We start from the raw sequence: 16,310 nt of genomic DNA, 5'->3' as shown, positions 1-16,310 counted from the left end.
TTTTAGTGTTTGCGCCCCTCGCCCCGTGGGAGAGGGGTCGGGGGAGAGGGCATCAGACCGCACTTTTCTTATGTAAGAAGCGCCGCCGGGCATCTCACATTAGCGTTAAACCAAATAGCTCATCGCCAGGCCAATAAACAGCACCAGCCCAACGTAGTTATTGTTCATAAACGCCTTAAAACAGGCATCGCGCTCGCGGTCTTTAATCAATTTCTGCTGATAAACGAACAGTGCCCCGGCAACAAAAATCGACCAGTAAAACGCCCAATTGAGCCCGCTCATCCAGCCTACTGCCGCCATCAGCGCCAGCACCGCTACCTGCAAAATGCCGATAATCAGTTTGTCTTGTTTGCCGAACAGAATCGCTGTGGATTTCACGCCAATCTTCAGGTCATCGTCACGGTCGACCATCGCATACTGCGTGTCATACGCCACCGCCCAGCAGATATTGGCGAGGAACATCAGCCAGCAACTTAGCGGCAGCGTTTCACTGACGGCGGCATAGGCCATCGGAATCGACCAGCCAAACGCCGCGCCTAACACCACCTGCGGCAGATGGGTGTAGCGCTTCATAAACGGATAGACCCATGCCAGCGCCAGCCCGGCGACGGAAAGCAGGATGGTCATTTTGTTGAGCGTCAGCACCAGCAGGAAGGAAAGCAGAACCAACACCACAAACAGCCCACGCGCTTCTTTTTCGCTGACATCGCCACTTGGCAGTGGGCGATGCACAGTGCGCTTCACATGACCATCGAATTTACGATCGGCATAGTCATTCACCACGCAACCTGCCGCGCGCATCAGCCAGACACCTGCGACAAAAACCGCCAGTATCCACAGCGGTGGCACACCGGGCGTGGCAACCCACAGCGCCCACAGCGTTGGCCACAGCAACAGCAGCGCGCCAATCGGTTTGTCGGTACGCATCAGGCGGTGATAAGCCAGCAGCTTATTCTGCGTCAGACTCCTCTCCATTCTTCTTTTCCTCTCAGTACAGCGGTGATGCAGGTAAAAACAGCTCTGTCAGCAGCAGCGGTTTTCCACTCAGCCGGAGACGGGAACGGCGTCCCCACAGCTCTGCATCCTTACCAATCTCGATAAAATCGCGGGTTAACGTCGACGATGTAAACAGATAGCGCCCCAACGGCGTATTACCCAGCTGCTGTAATTGCAGCTCAGGGCCACTCAGGGTGGATTCCGGCACGACGGTGCGCCCGACAAGCCAGGGTTCGCCGTCAGCACAGAGCAAGATTTCGCGCAGCCAGTAGCGCGATTCAGCAGGCAGGAGTGACAGCTCTTCAGCCACTTCATCCTGCCCGACAAACGCTTCGCGGATAAGCGTTACCGTCACGCTTTTGCCTTGCTGTTCAAAACGTTTAGTCATGGAATCTTCCAGCAGCAGCCAGTCGCGAAGCTGTGCGTCGAGTTCCGGAAGGGTGGCGAAATAGCGTAGCGCGCGCAGTTGCGCCAGCGCAGGGTGTGACATGCCTGACTCTCCGATACAAAACTTACCGGCATTGTATCGTAGAAAACGGCTTACGGGAGGAAGAAACATGAATATACGATCTTCTGCGCAACAGCGATGCAACACGTGCCATTGCGTCAGAAAAAACGGTGCGCCCGCGAGGACGCACCGAATGGCCAGGGCCTAAACATCAGCATTGTGGGGAGATGTTTACCCCTTGCCTTTTACACTGCTGATAAAGGTGGAACGTGCAGACGTTGAACCGAGGCGCTCGGCTTCGTTCAACAATTTGAGGGCCTTATCAATATTGCCTTCTTTCACCGCCTGTTTGATGGCGTTGTTGAAGTAACTTTCCGTGTCGTTCAGTACCGGTTCGCTCTTCGCTGCCGGAGCAGAAGAAGCGGCTGCCGCTGGTGCTGCAACAGCCGTTGCCGCTACTGGGGCAGCCGCAGGTGCACTGTAAACCGGTGCTGCCGTGTTACCCACGGTGACAGGACCAGGGCCGGAAGAACCGAACAGTGGGCCAACCAGAACGCTGGAGGCTGACGAGGTTTTCACTTGCAGTTTGAGCGTGCCATCGGTGACGTGGCGAGCAATCGGGTCCGGAATATCCGGCACGGCGTTACCGGTGCCTTTGGCATAGGCTTTTGCCGGGTCAACCAGTTTGGTGGTCTGCTGCAAATCCTGCGGCGTGGTGAACACCAGCACATAAATTTTCTGCTGGCCCAGCGCTGGCGTCAGGCGCATCACCCCTTCCAGGCGATCGGCGCTCATCACACCGGGTTCCTGATAGGTAAAATAGTTGCTTGGGAAGAACGCCGATGGCGTCATGTTCTGATCCAGAATCAGCACGTTCGGTGCAAAGACGCTGGTTTGTTTGTTCACTTCGCTGGTCAGGGTGATATTCAGCTCACCAATATTTGCTGGCACGCTGTAAGCCGCAACCGGACCGGAAATCCCCGGCACATTCAGCTGCTGGCCACCCGTGGCAAGGGTCGTGTTTTGGGTTTTCGATTGGTCAACCGGCGTCCAGGTCAACTGCTGCAGCGCAGAAGCCGGGATAGCAGGCGCCGCGGTAGTGTTCTGCGGCACAAAATTCACATCAGCAAAACTGACTGCCGGAACGCTTGCCAGCAGGCCAGCGGAGAGGCAGAGGGCAACAAAACTTTTCTTCATTTTCATTTTTTATTACCTCAAGGACAGGGCTCAGCGGTAGCCAGGCAATAGCGCGCTGAGTCTAAAACAGAGGGGCTTTCGCCCCTCTTTATGTGGCATAACAGTGGGTTAACTTAACTGCGAATTACCACCAGATTTCCATCTGGGCACCGAAGCTCCACTCGTCGCTATCGCCGCGGCCCAGGCCAGCGGTCTGCATACCGAAGTTAGAGTTGAAGTTGCCGCTGGTAGAAATCGGGCTACCACCGGTGTCATAACCCCATTTCTCATCCCACTTGGCGTAGGTCGCGAAGACACGGATTGCCGGACGGGACCAGATGCTGTCGCCCGCTTGCCATTGCTGTGCCAGGGTAATTTTGTACTGGTTGTTGGTGTCGCCGGTGTTCTGGGATTTGACGTTGTCGTAGCCCACTTCCAGCAAGGTACTCATGATTGGCGTCCATTTGTACATTGGACGAACACCCACGGTGTACCACTTGGTGCCGTTGTTGTTATCCCAGTTGATGTCCTGGTACATACCGACGTACATCAGGTCCCAGCTGTCACCGAGCGAGATTGCACCGTGGTCGAGGATACGCAGCAGGTGGCCGTTGTTGTTGATGCCGTAGGCATACAGTTTGCCATCGGTATCGTCATTGCCAAGACCGATGCCCGCGCCCTGAGACAGGCCTTTACCCTGAGAAGTCATGGAGTCAGTGGCGTACTGAACCACGAACTTGTTAAAGCCTTTCAGCATGCTCTGGGTGTGTTCAGCGGTGAACATCCAGCCATCTTTCGAAGCCTGTGGCTGCAGGTAGTAATCGTCGTTTACGTTGGTGTGACCGTAGTCAACACCCAGTTCCAGCGTACCGCCTGGGTTGATTTCCATCTGCGCCAAACGCACGTCGAACACGTCGTTCGCGGTGGCGGTGGTGTAGTCACGAACCTGGTTGCTGGCGAAGGTAGAAGAACCGCCTGCTTCAGTCGAGCGGGTCACCGCCATCGAGAGTTTACCGAAGCCGAGATCGACGTTTTCCAGACCTGCACCCGGGCCGGAGATATCCCAGTAGTAGAAGTCGATCATGTGAACGTCATGACGCTGGTAGAAGCGCTTACCGGCCCACATGGTAGAGCCTGGCAGCCATTCGATCAGGTTTTTACCCTGCACGTTCGCTTCACGGAACGCTGGGTCAGTCGCTTCCCAGTCGTTCTGCTGTGCTACGGAGTAGGCAACGTTAGTGTCGAAGTAGAAGCTCTTGTCGCCTTCTTTCCACACTTCCTGACCCAGCTTCAGCTCGGCGTAAGTTTCACATTCGTTACCGAGACGATATTTACTTTGTGCACCAGTCGCCTGGAAACACTGTTGCGCGCCGCCGCTACCGGTCCAGCCGATACCCGAACGGGCGTAACCTTTAAAATCTACGGCGCCCGCGTGCGCAGACAAAATGCCCGCAGTCACGGCGATCGCCAGTGGAAGTTTGCGCAGAGTAATCATCATTCTATCTCCTGAGACCATTGCTTTCTTTTGTTATGGGATTTAAACGCCCGGTTCTTTGTGCAGCCGACGACATGCGGTGCCATCCTCACGGAACAGATGGCAACGCTCTGGCGGCAGACCGATAGCGAATCTGGCTCCCTCTTCTACCAACACCACGTCGTTCTGGCGGTAAACCAGGTTTTGACGGATGGCGGGGATCTGGATATGAATTTGCGTTTCGTGACCGAGTTGCTCGACGACCTGAACGTCACCTTCGAGCGTGACATCAGCGATGTCGCTTGGCAGAAGATGTTCAGGACGAATACCTAACGACATGTTGGCGCCCACCTGCACGCCCGTACTTTCCACCGGCAGCCACACTTGCTGACGGTTAGGGAGCTCTACCTGCACCTGCTCAATGGCGGTGGCGGTAACTTTCACCGGCAGGAAGTTCATCTTCGGCGAGCCGATAAAGCCCGCAACGAAGCGGTCTGCCGGGTAGTGATACAGTTCCAGTGGTTTGCCGACTTGCGCCACTCGCCCGGCATCCAGCACCACAATTTTGTCGGCCAGCGTCATCGCTTCGACCTGATCGTGGGTGACGTAAATCATCGTGCGCCCAAGGCGTTTATGCAGACGAGAAATCTCAATACGCATCTGTACACGCAGCGCGGCATCAAGGTTGGAAAGCGGTTCATCCAGCAGGAACACGCGAGGCTCTGCCACCAGCGTACGACCAATCGCCACGCGCTGACGCTGCCCGCCGGAGAGCGCTTTCGGTTTACGATCCAACAGGTGCGCCAGTTGCAGCACTTCGGACACCTGAGTGACTTTCTGGTTGATAACGTCTTTTTTCGCGCCCGCGAGCTTGAGACCGAAGGACATGTTTTCGGCGACGGAGAGATGGGGATACAACGCATAAGACTGGAAGACCATGCCGATTCCGCGTTCCGCAGGCGGCGTGTCATTCATACGTTTATCACCAATCAACAACTCACCACTGGTGATGGTTTCCAGCCCGGCAATCATGCGCAACAGCGTGGATTTGCCGCAACCTGATGGCCCGACAAACACCACGAACTCTCCCTCCTGGATGTCGAGATTGATGTCTTTTGACACCACCACGTCACCCCAGGCTTTCGTTACATTTCGCAGCTGTACGCTCGCCATCCCCTTCTCCCTTCGTTACAACCCGTCACTAAATGAAATATTCGTTCTGCGCCGACTATGGGCTACCAATAACTTTCGTGAATCCTCCACCCCCTGGCTTTTTTGTGGGGGAGGAGGCGGGAGGATGAGGAGGGCTAGTCTGCCCCCGCATCTGGCGGGGCCTGGCTAAAATCGTGATGAACACGGCAAAAATCAGCGTCATTTTGTGTGCGCCAGGACGCATAACTTAATTTTATGTAACAGAGATCACACAAACCGGGGGTGGGGCGTAGGGTCGGGGAGGATGGAAAGAGGTTGCTAAGAAAGGAAACTCAACCGGGTAAAAGCCACCAGGCGTATCCACGAGCACATCACCAAAAAGGACGGGATATATGAAAATCAAAACTGGCGCACGCATCCTCGCGCTGTCGGCACTGACCACGATGATGTTTTCCGCCTCTGCCTTCGCCAAGATTGAAGAAGGCAAGCTGGTTATCTGGATCAACGGCGACAAAGGCTATAACGGCCTTGCAGAAGTCGGTAAGAAATTCGAGAAAGACACCGGCATTAAAGTCACCGTAGAGCATCCGGATAAACTGGAAGAGAAATACCCGCAGGTTGCCGCGACCGGTGATGGCCCGGACATTATCTTCTGGGCACACGACCGCTTTGGTGGCTACGCTCAATCCGGCCTGCTGGCTGAAGTCACTCCCGATAAAGCGTTCCAGGACAAACTCTATCCGTTCACCTGGGATGCAGTGCGTTACAACGGCAAGCTGATTGCTTATCCCATCGCTGTTGAAGCCCTGTCACTCATCTATAACAAAGACCTGGTGCCAAACCCGCCAAAAACCTGGGAAGAGATCCCGGCTCTGGATAAAGCGCTGAAGGCGAAAGGCAAATCTGCGCTGATGTTCAACCTGCAAGAACCGTACTTCACCTGGCCGCTGATTGCTGCTGATGGCGGTTACGCGTTCAAATTTGAAAACGGCAAATACGACGTGAAAGACGTGGGCGTGGACAACGCTGGCGCGAAAGCGGGCCTGACCTTCCTGGTTGACCTGATTAAAAACAAACACATGAATGCCGATACCGACTACTCCATCGCCGAAGCCGCTTTCAACAAAGGTGAAACCGCGATGACCATCAACGGTCCTTGGGCGTGGTCCAATATCGACAAGAGCAAAATCAACTACGGCGTGACCCAACTGCCAACCTTCAAAGGCAAAGCGTCTAAACCGTTCGTCGGCGTGCTGAGCGCGGGTATCAACGCCGCCAGCCCGAACAAAGAGCTGGCGAAAGAGTTCCTTGAAAACTATCTGCTGACCAACGACGGTCTGGCGGAAGTGAATAAGGACAAACCGCTGGGTGCCGTGGCGCTGAAAACTTACCAGGAGCAACTGGAGAAAGATCCACGCATCGCCGCCACCATGGCGAACGCCAAAACCGGCGAAATCATGCCTAACATCCCACAAATGGCTGCGTTCTGGTATGCAACGCGTACTGCTGTGATCAACGCTGCCAGCGGTCGTCAGACTGTTGATGCTGCGCTGAAAGATGCTCAGGGTCGTATTACTAAGTAAGGCTTTTATCCCCTCACCCCGGCCCTCTCCCCAAAGGGGCGAGGGGGAAAACAGCGCTCGGTCTGTTCCCTCTCCCTTCCAGGGAGAGGGTTAGGGTGAGGGTAGTTTCAAATAATGTGCTGTAGAGGAAGAACCCCATGGATGCCGTTAAAAAGAGTCACTGGTGGCAGAGCGATACGCTGAAGTGGTCCGTGACTGGACTGCTGGGCCTGCTGGTTGGCTATCTTGTTGTTTTGATGTACGCCCAGGGGGAGTACCTGTTTGCCATCATGACGCTGATTTTGAGCTCAGTTGGCCTCTATATTTTCGCCAATCGTAAAGCCTACGCGTGGCGTTACGTCTATCCAGGCATGGCCGGGATGGGCTTGTTCGTCTTGTTCCCGCTTATCTGTACCATCGCTATCGCCTTCACCAACTACAGCAGCACTAACCAGCTGACTCAGGAACGTGCGCAGCAGGTACTGATGGACCGTTCTTATCAGGCGGGCAAAGCCTATAACTTCGGGTTATATCCGGCGGGCGAGGAGTGGAAGCTGGCGCTTACTGATGGCGACAGCGGTAAGAATTATGTCTCCGACGCGTTCAAACTGGGCGGTGAGCAAAAAATCACGCTGAAAGAAGCCGATGCCCTGCCAGAAGGCGAGCGCGGCAACCTGCGTGTTATCACCCAAAATCGCCAGGCGCTGAACCAACTGACGGCCATTCTGCCGGATGACAGCAAAGTCATCATGAGCTCACTGCGTCAGTTCTCGGGCACGCGTCCGCTGTACACCGCTGGGGAAAACGGCGAACTGACCAACAACCAGAGCGGCGTGAAATACCGTCCTGACAATCAAGTCGGTTTTTATCAGTCGGTCAACGCCGACGGCAACTGGGGTGACGAGAAACTCAGCCCGGGTTACACCGTCAGCATCGGCTGGGACAACTTCACTCGCGTCTTCACCGACGAAGGCATTCAGAAACCGTTCTTCGCCATTTTCGTCTGGACGGTGGTCTTCTCTGTGCTGACCGTTCTGCTAACCGTGGCGGTTGGCATGGTGCTGGCGTGCGTCATTCAGTGGGAATCGCTGAAAGGCAAAGCGATTTACCGCGTGCTGTTGATTCTGCCCTACGCCGTGCCGTCGTTCATCTCGATTCTGATTTTCAAAGGGCTGTTCAACCAGAGCTTCGGTGAAATCAACATGATGCTGAGCGCGCTGTTTGGCATTAAGCCAGCCTGGTTCAGCGACCCGACCACCGCCCGATCGATGATCATCATCGTCAACACCTGGCTTGGCTATCCGTACATGATGATCCTCTGCATGGGGCTGCTGAAAGCGATTCCGGATGACCTGTATGAAGCGTCGGCAATGGACGGTGCCGGCCCGTTCCAGAACTTCTTCAAGATTACGCTGCCGCTGCTGATCAAGCCGCTAACCCCGCTGATGATTGCCAGCTTCGCGTTCAACTTTAACAACTTCGTGCTGATTCAGCTGTTGACCAACGGCGGGCCAGACCGTCTGGGCACCACCACGCCTGCGGGCTACACCGACTTGCTGGTGAGCTACACCTACCGCATCGCCTTTGAAGGCGGCGGCGGTCAGGACTTTGGCCTCGCAGCGGCAATTGCCACGCTGATCTTCCTGTTGGTAGGGCTGCTTGCGATTATCAACCTGAAAGCCACACGCATGAAATTTGACTAAGGAGGGCATCAAAAATGGCAATGGTACAACCGAAATCCCAGAAGCTGCGCCTCTTTATCACGCACCTGTTACTGCTGATATTTATCGCGGCGATCATGTTCCCGCTGCTGATGGTTATCGCTATCTCGCTGCGTGAAGGGAACTTCGCGACCGGCAGCCTTATCCCGGACCAGATTTCCTGGGAGCACTGGAAACTGGCGCTTGGTTTCAGTGTGGAACATGCCGATGGCCGCGTTACACCGCCGCCGTTCCCGGTGCTGTTGTGGCTGTGGAACTCCATCAAAATCGCGGGCATCACGGCGATAGGGATTGTGGCGCTGTCCACCACTTGCGCTTATGCCTTCGCCCGTATGAAGTTCCCGGGGAAAGCCACCCTGCTGAAAAGCATGCTGATTTTCCAGATGTTCCCGGCTGTGCTCTCACTGGTTGCGTTGTATGCCTTGTTCGACCGTCTCGGCCAGTACGTGCCGTTTATCGGCCTGAACACCCACGGCGGCGTTATCTTCGCCTACATGGGCGGCATCGCGCTGCACGTGTGGACGATTAAGGGCTACTTCGAAACTATCGATGGCTCGCTGGAAGAAGCGGCCGCGCTGGACGGCGCAACCCCATGGCAGGCCTTCCGCCTGGTGCTGTTGCCGCTTTCCGTGCCGATTCTGGCGGTGGTCTTTATTCTGTCGTTTATCGCCGCGATTACCGAAGTCCCGGTCGCGTCACTGCTGCTGCGTGATGTGAACAGCTACACCCTGGCGGTCGGCATGCAGCAATACCTCAACCCACAAAACTACCTGTGGGGCGACTTTGCCGCGGCGGCTGTGCTCTCCGCCATTCCTATCACCGTTGTGTTCCTGCTGGCTCAACGCTGGCTGGTAAACGGCCTGACCGCCGGCGGGGTGAAGGGATAAGTTTTCATCGTTATATGCCACTGTAATGCCACGTTATCCTCATGTTTGACCCTAACTTGTGACTGTTGTTTGGCGCTCCCCGGAGCGCCCTTTTTTTATTCGCGCCTTAGCCGCTTGGAGTTACACAGCCACAGCGTAACCACCAGCAACAAGATCGCCGCCGAGTAGATCAGCACATCCAAAGGCGATTTATGATCGACGATGATCAGCCGCACAATAGCGGTGATCCCGATGTAGACAAAGTAACGTAACGGAAAGTGAAAGCCGGACTGAAAGTACTTCACAATCAGGGCGATAAATTCGAAATAGAGGAAGTAAACCACCAGCCCTTCCACCAGCTCATATTTGCTGGTCTGTTCCGGGGCGAACAGGACATCGGCCAGATGGACGGTTTCTTTGCCAAGGAAAACCACCAGGATCAGGCCAAGGCTAAGCAAACCCAGATTGAGCACGGTCTGCAAAACGGTGGAGATAAATTCAACGCGTGGACGGGTCAGCGACGTCATACAGCACCTCCTTCGCAGTGGCGAGCTTCCTGTATAACGCAAAATTGTGACGGAGATCTACATTTTTTGTTTATATTTTATTCAGCGCACCGCCCGGCGGCGCTTCGCTTGCACGGGCCTACGAAGGGTTTTGTAGGCCGGGCAAACAACGTGCCGCCCGGCAATCCCTGCTAGCGGAAATTCACACTCCGATCGCTGGTCATATCATAAAGCTGGAACTTACGCCCAAGCTGCTGACCGCCGTCTCGCGTGAGCGGTGTCCAGCCAATCGCCGCGCGGCTGCGGGTCGGGCCGGACGAGAACAAGTCCAGCGGCACCGACACATACACGCCTTTGGTAAAATCACCTTCGCCATATTCCTGTGCCGAAACGTTGGTGATCGTTGCATAAGCGCCCACCACCACGCCGCTGTCGAAGTGTTTTGACACTTCCAGCGTGCCGCCTTTATCGCCCGCCAGATACTGGCCGACGCTGGCTTTAATCAGCACATCCTGAGCAAACGGCGGCGTCCACCAGGCTGCCAGATTGCCCACTTTTGCGCTGTAATCGGTGAACTTCATCATGTCCATTGAGCTGCGCCAGTCACGCTGTTTCACGTAGTTGGCATCCACACCAAACGCCCAGTTGCTGTCCACAGGGCGCCACAGCACTTCCGCGCCCACGCCGCCGTACATGGTTTCGAGATAACCGCCGTACACCTGACCGTAAAAATCGTTGCCCAGATACTGGAGATAGTTGGCCTGCAGGTTGTTCACGTAGACATCGTTTTCGACGTAATCGCGCACGTGAGTACGCACGCGTGGCAGCGTGGAATCGTTCGGCGGGTTGGTGTAATTAAACTTGTCGTAGTTATTGGCGATGTTGCCAAACAGGCTACCGGTGGTCAGCAGGTGATCGGTCACCCACCAGTCGGCGGTCGCCATTACGCCAAGCTGGTACATGTAGAAACTTTCTGGCCCGCCGATGGACTGGCTCAGCACCGGATCGATGTGGAAATCAAACGATGATTTATCGATGTACCAGCCCTGCTCCGTTTTATCGGGCACCACAGGGGCTTCGCGTTTTTGCACCAACTGCGTTTCATGCCCCAACGGTTCGCCTTCCAGATGATGCTGAAGGCTCGCCACGTCCGTTTCGGTGGTGACCTGCGGCATATTAAGGCGGTTTTCCGTGATGCGAATGGTGCGTACACCGTCTGGCAGATCGTTGGCGATAATACGGTTCGCACGCTCGATACCTTCACGGGAATCGCGGTATTTCACCTGCTCACCTGTGACATACAGCGTGTCACCTTTGACCTGAATTTTCGGGTCAGCAAAACCAGCGTTGTACTTCAGCAAGGTCAGTTGATTCGCCACCACGGAGTGTTGCAGGATGGCGTCCTGCGGCTCCGGCTGGTATTTCGGACGAGCATTATCATTGTATGACGGACGCAGATCGTTGAAGTTGGTGCGCACCGTGAAGCCAAACATGAAGGTATTGCCGCGCTCGTAGCTCAGGTTTACGTCGGCCCAGTCAGCCACGCGGTAAATGGCGACGACGTTAAACTTGCTCTTCTGTTCGAGCTTTCCGGCAAAGTCTTCGCTGTAGTCATTGCCTTCGTACTCCAGTTTCAGGCGCAGCGGCTGCCAGGGGGTTTGATATTCCACCCCACCGAAAATCGACGCCGGGCCATGGAACATCTGGCTGCTGTCCATCGATCCGGCCTGGCGATAACTGTTGTTGCGATAACAGAACTTATCGTCATAGCTGCAAAACGGGTTTTTGACGTTGCCGCTGGTACCGAGATAGCCCCAACCAAGACCGAGGCTGAAATCAAACGGGCCCCAGGCTTTGTTCGCCACCACATATTCGGCATCGAACAAGCCTGTCCCGCCGATATCACGCGCACCGACGGACACCTGCGGCAACCAGTAACTCTCTTCCCACAGACGCAGTTTCAGGTCGAACGCTTTGTCTTTGTAGGTCTGATCGCCGGAAAACGACTCGACGCTGCTGTACTGTTTGGTACGCACGTCGGTATAGCGCAACGTGGTTTCCAGCCACGGGAACAGCTGCACCGAGGCGGAGTAGTAGCGGTACTGATCGTTATCGCGATAGTTGAGGCTGAGTTCCCCTTCACGCGCCATGCGCGCAGTGGGCGTTTGCAGCAGGCCCACTCCGCCGAAATCAGACTGAGAAGGACCTATCGGTGCCGGATACGTTTCTGCATGGCAGGCCGCGCTGATACTCAGCGCCAGCAGGCTGAAGAGATGGCTTTTTTTCATTGTTCCGGGATCCGCTGTGCAAGGGCGCGAAGAAGCTCAGCGTTCAGGTCATCGTACTTCTTCGTCCAAAGTGAGTCGGCGAAACCGACAAAAATAAGGCTGCCTGGCATTGGCTCAATATGGCGTTTGTTCCAGTAAGCGACAGGCACTTTTTCGCGGCGTCCATCCGGGTATATAACCCAGGCGTAGCTGCGGTCAGCGCCGCTTAACAGGCTCATATCATCGAGATAGCTCGCCACATCTTTACCCGGCGTGAACGCCACTTTTCCTGGACGACTGATCAGGCCAAAAAGGGTGATAGTGGTCGGTTGTTGTCCAACCCACAGGCTGTAGTGCCCTTCGAGTGGCGGATTGGCGCGCCGCCCAAGCCGAACACGATCCGGGTCGAGATTCACAAACTGTCGGCCGGTAACGTTGACCGCCTGAAGCTGTTGGCGCAGCGAAGCAATGGCCGCAGCCTCATCGCCACTTTCATCTGCCGCTAACGTCGCCAGTTCTGCCATCAGGGTTTGCTTCTGCTGTTGAGCGACAGCACTGGCCTGCTTTTCAGCAATGACAGCACCGGGCCACCAGCTTTTTGCCAGCCTCGGCTGGGCGACTAAATCCGCCAGATGCGCGGCATCTGTCAGGGTTTTAGGGTCTTTTGCGCCATCGATATAAACGTCAACCGTGCCTGCCGCCAGAGCCAGAGGCGCAACAAAGAACGCCATCAACGCAGCAAAGAGGGGTGATTTCATTGCTTTGCCGCCTTAATCAGAGTCATTTTGACCGGGAAGAAGCCAGCCCCAAGGTACTGTTCGGACTGACGAATCTGACCGTCGCTGTCGACCCAGAACCGGTTTTCCCAGCTCGCCTGATCGGTACTGACTTTCTCTACCAATACGCGTACAGCGGTGGTGTCATTCGCCAGTTTTAGCGTGTCCGTGCCGTCCCAGTGGAACTGAGAACGAGCGGTGGCGTAACGCACTTGCTTGTGTTCGGTCCAGCCCATCGTGCGGATCCAGCTTGCGCCATCGACGAGTTGATTGGGTTTCGCCAGCGGATCGTTGTCGATATTGCTGACGCTCAGCAGGTTGTCACCGCCGAGCAGCGTTTTCACCATGCGGGCATGTTGGGTGACGAGGGTCGCCTGATCCTGAGTCACCCATTTCTGCTGACCATTTTCAGAAAACGCGAGCACCACAAAAAGCTGAGGGCCGTTATTGAGCTGCAGGTATTGGCTGGCGTACGGCATGTTCTGGATATCATCGGCGGTTAACTGCACGCCCGGGGTGCCAAAAAGACTGTGCCAGAGAGATTTCCCCAGCCCTTCCGTGCTGGCAGAACAGGCCTGAAGCAGCAGGCAAAGCAGAATAATAATGGGTCGCTGCACGACTCTTCTCCGAAGGGGCAAAATAACCACACCGAAGTGTGGTTAGGATTAATGACCCGTAAGACTTAGCGGGTACTTGTGGTTGTTGTGGTGGTGGTTCCGGTATTGGAGCCATCACCACCCCCGGTCGCCGCCAGTGCGACCCCCACGGCCGAGCTTACGGCGCTGGCGCTGGTTGCGGCGGAACTGCCCGCAGAGACCGACGTCGCTGCCGACCCTGCCGCCTCACCGGTTTCCACCGGATCGGCATAAGCTGAAGCCGCCGCAAGCGCGGAAATGGCAAAAATGCCATACAGTACTTTTTTCATTGCTATTTCCCTTCATTGATTGAATGAATGGAGTGTCACCTGAGAAATTCAGGCGTCATCGAGTATACACAAGTAAAACGGTCGAATTAGGGCTCAGGAAATAAGCAAGAGGGTTTTCGGACAATGAGAAAAAATCATTATTTCAAAATTATCATCAATAATTAAGGTCATATTTATCAATTACATATTAAATAACCACCCTCAAGATAATCTTAAAAATTAAAATATGCATAAATCATCACAGGCTTTTTTAGGATTAACCTCATCACCACCTCGCGACATTATTCCCTGTATTTTAAGCGGGTAATTAATTGCATCATTAAGGCCAAAAACTCCGGAAAATAGCCTGAATGCCTTTTTGCGATCGTGATATTCCCTTCCTCGAAATCATTGCCATGCCCTTCTCCCGGATGTCCATCAGGAACAGGTTTTGCTCCGTCTCACTCAGTACAGTTTCTACATCTGCCATTTTTCTGATGAGAGGTTGGGATGAAAACGTTCACCGTGGGTCTGTTTGGGATTGGATTAGAAACCTATTGGCCGCAGTTTGATGGCCTGCGAGAGCAGCTTGAAGGTTATCTGAATCAGGTCGATAGCCAGTTACAACGCCGTGAAGTCGCCGTGGTGAACGGCGGTCTGGTCGACAGTTCACAAACGATGGATAACGCCACGGCACTGTTCGCCAGCAAGAATGTCGATGCGCTGGTGCTTTACATCACCACTTATGCGCTGAGCTCCACGGTGCTTCCTTTGGTGCAGCAACTGAACGTCCCGGTGCTGATCCTGGCCTTGCAGCCTGAAAAGAAAGTTCCTTGCGCCACCATCAACCAGCGTGAAGATCGCGGGGAGCGCACCGGGCAATGGCTGGCACATTGTCAGGCTTGTAGCGCGCCAGAACTGGTGAACGTTTTCCAGCGCGCGAATATCGGTTACTCGCTGGTTCCGGGCTATCTGGATGATGCCGAAGCCTGGCAAGAAATTGACGCGTGGCTGGCGGCAGCCGCAACCGTCAACGCCCTGAAACGCACGAACATCGGCGTGATGGGGCATTACTACAACGGCATGTACGACGTGTATTCGGACATGACCAACCTGTCAGCCAAATTTGGCGTGCGCTTTAAAGTGCTGGAGATCTGCGAACTGGCCGAAACGTTACCGACCATCACCGAAGAGCAGCGCAGCCAGAAACGCGAACAGGTTTATCGCACGCTGAGCGTTGACCCCGCTTGTGAGGAATATGAGTTACAGCGAGCCATCGCCACCTCTGTTGCGCTGGATAAACTGGCGGAACGCCACCAGCTTGGCGGAATGGCTTATTACTACGAGGGCAGTGCCGGGTCGCCGCAGGAGAACATCATTACTTCGGTTATCCTCGGCAACACTTTGCTCACCGAGCGAGAGATTCCGGTCGCGGGCGAATGCGAAATCAAAAACGTCATTGCGATGAAAATCCTCAGCCTACTGAAAGCCGGAGGCTCCTTCTCTGAGCCTTACGGCATCGACTTTGAACATCAGACGGTGCAGTGGGGCCACGATGGGCCAGCGCATCCATTGATGTCGTCAGATAAAGTCCGGCTGGTGCCTTTACCGGTTTATCACGGCAAGCCCGGAAAAGGCGTCTCGATTCAGATGACGGTGAAAACCGGCCCGGTAACGTTCCTGTCCGTTGTGGAACATCGCGACGGGAGCGTGACGTTGCAATATGCAGAAGGTGAAGCCGTGAAGGGTGAAGTGCTGGATATCGGCAATACCAACAGCCATTACCGTTTTTCACTGTCTGCTCGTGAGTTTACCCGTCGCTGGTGCGAAGGTGGGCCTGCGCATCACTGCGCCATCGGTATGGGTCACGTTGGCGAGAAAATTGAGGCTATCGCGAAGCTGCTGGGGGTTGGGAGTTTGCGGATTGGGTAAGGGTGAGTTTGGTGCGGTTTAATCCCCTCTCCCCTGCCCTCTCCCGAAGGGAGAGGGAGAAGTCCAAAACCTGTTCGGGCTGTTCCCCTCTCTCCGGCCCTCTCCAAAAGGAGAGGGAGAAAGCCCAAAACCGCACAAGTCGGTTCCCTCTCCCCGCGGGAGAGGGTTAGGGAGAGGGGAAAGAAAAACAATGCGGTCTGGTGCCCTCACCCCGGCCCTTATGTCTTGATCTTCTCCGTTTCTGCGGAGAAGATCCCCGACTGATCATCGGGAGGTTACCGGTGAGCATCACCCGGCCCTGGTGCCCCTGAGCCCGTGGGAGAGATTATGCCCCGGTAACCTGTTTCCCTGTCGCCTCAAGACCGAACGGTATCCTGTGCCCCGAGCACCCACATATAAGGATGGTCCGGCGATATTATTCATAAGGTTATGGAGTGCCATGATGAGTCTTGTCTCCGTCGGCGTTGATATCGCCAAACTCAAGTTTGATGTTGCTGTCCTGCTGCCAAATCAGAAGTACAAAACCAAAA

14 protein-coding genes are annotated in these 16,310 nt (G+C 55.1%); 4 read left to right on the top strand and 10 right to left on the bottom strand.

Annotated elements, in window-relative coordinates; all coding sequences use genetic code 11:
• Positions 1-105 precede the first annotated feature (105 nt).
• From ubiA to malK, 5 genes are all read right to left on the bottom strand, one after another.
• A complete protein-coding gene (ubiA, locus tag ACLW56_RS24265) occupies positions 106-975 on the bottom strand; it encodes a 4-hydroxybenzoate octaprenyltransferase (protein WP_330986189.1) in 870 nt (289 codons plus the stop codon).
• A gap of 13 nt (positions 976-988) precedes the next feature.
• Positions 989-1,486 carry a chorismate lyase gene (ubiC, locus tag ACLW56_RS24260; RefSeq protein WP_330986188.1) on the bottom strand — a complete coding sequence of 166 codons (498 nt, stop codon included), beginning with the start codon at positions 1,484-1,486 and terminating at the stop codon, positions 989-991.
• Positions 1,487-1,675: 189 nt separating this feature from the next.
• Entirely contained in the window at positions 1,676-2,647 is a 972-nt protein-coding gene (gene malM / locus ACLW56_RS24255; protein ID WP_330986187.1) for a maltose operon protein MalM, read from the bottom strand.
• 118 nt (positions 2,648-2,765) lie between these two features.
• Complete coding sequence (locus ACLW56_RS24250; protein ID WP_330986186.1) at positions 2,766-4,118, bottom strand: maltoporin; 1,353 nt, start codon at positions 4,116-4,118, stop codon at positions 2,766-2,768.
• Positions 4,119-4,157: 39 nt separating this feature from the next.
• Entirely contained in the window at positions 4,158-5,267 is a 1,110-nt protein-coding gene (malK, locus tag ACLW56_RS24245; protein ID WP_330986185.1) for a maltose/maltodextrin ABC transporter ATP-binding protein MalK, read from the bottom strand.
• Positions 5,268-5,638: 371 nt separating this feature from the next.
• Between malK and malE the strand changes: the two genes are divergently transcribed.
• From malE to malG, 3 genes are all read left to right on the top strand, one after another.
• Complete coding sequence (malE, locus tag ACLW56_RS24240) at positions 5,639-6,829, top strand: maltose/maltodextrin ABC transporter substrate-binding protein MalE (protein ID WP_330986184.1); 1,191 nt, start codon at positions 5,639-5,641, stop codon at positions 6,827-6,829.
• Between the two features lie 137 nt (positions 6,830-6,966).
• Entirely contained in the window at positions 6,967-8,511 is a 1,545-nt protein-coding gene (gene malF, locus ACLW56_RS24235; RefSeq protein ID WP_330986183.1) for a maltose ABC transporter permease MalF, read from the top strand.
• 14 nt (positions 8,512-8,525) lie between these two features.
• Positions 8,526-9,416 carry a maltose ABC transporter permease MalG gene (gene malG, locus ACLW56_RS24230; protein ID WP_330986182.1) on the top strand — a complete coding sequence of 297 codons (891 nt, stop codon included), beginning with the start codon at positions 8,526-8,528 and terminating at the stop codon, positions 9,414-9,416.
• A 95-nt stretch (positions 9,417-9,511) separates the two neighbouring features.
• On the opposite strand, the gene psiE is transcribed toward malG, so the two are convergent.
• From psiE to yjbE, 5 genes are all read right to left on the bottom strand, one after another.
• The gene (psiE, locus tag ACLW56_RS24225; protein ID WP_330986181.1) at positions 9,512-9,922 is read right to left on the bottom strand and encodes a phosphate-starvation-inducible protein PsiE; all 411 of its coding nucleotides are present in this window, start codon (positions 9,920-9,922) and stop codon (positions 9,512-9,514) included.
• Between the two features lie 170 nt (positions 9,923-10,092).
• A complete protein-coding gene (locus ACLW56_RS24220) occupies positions 10,093-12,189 on the bottom strand; it encodes a YjbH domain-containing protein (RefSeq protein ID WP_330986180.1) in 2,097 nt (698 codons plus the stop codon).
• Positions 12,186-12,926 (bottom strand): capsule biosynthesis GfcC D2 domain-containing protein, encoded by a 741-nt coding sequence (locus ACLW56_RS24215; RefSeq protein WP_330986179.1) that lies wholly within the window; start codon positions 12,924-12,926, stop codon positions 12,186-12,188. The genes ACLW56_RS24220 and ACLW56_RS24215 overlap by 4 nt, the downstream gene beginning before the upstream one ends.
• On the bottom strand, positions 12,923-13,561 hold the full coding sequence (locus ACLW56_RS24210; RefSeq protein WP_330986178.1) for a YjbF family lipoprotein: 639 nt from the start codon (positions 13,559-13,561) through the stop codon (positions 12,923-12,925). Before ACLW56_RS24210 ends, ACLW56_RS24215 begins: the two co-directional genes overlap by 4 nt.
• 65 nt (positions 13,562-13,626) lie before the next feature.
• Positions 13,627-13,869, bottom strand: coding sequence for an exopolysaccharide production protein YjbE (yjbE, locus tag ACLW56_RS24205; RefSeq protein ID WP_330986177.1), 243 nt, complete (start codon positions 13,867-13,869; stop codon positions 13,627-13,629).
• Between the two features lie 489 nt (positions 13,870-14,358).
• Between yjbE and ACLW56_RS24200 the strand changes: the two genes are divergently transcribed.
• Positions 14,359-15,780 (top strand): L-fucose/L-arabinose isomerase family protein, encoded by a 1,422-nt coding sequence (locus tag ACLW56_RS24200; protein WP_330986176.1) that lies wholly within the window; start codon positions 14,359-14,361, stop codon positions 15,778-15,780.
• The last annotated feature ends 530 nt before the right edge of the window (positions 15,781-16,310 follow it).

The sequence above is a fragment of the Pantoea sp. sgz302252 genome (assembly GCF_047713085.1).
Classification (GTDB): domain Bacteria; phylum Pseudomonadota; class Gammaproteobacteria; order Enterobacterales; family Enterobacteriaceae; genus Scandinavium.
This window is presented reverse-complemented; position numbering and strand designations above follow the sequence as displayed.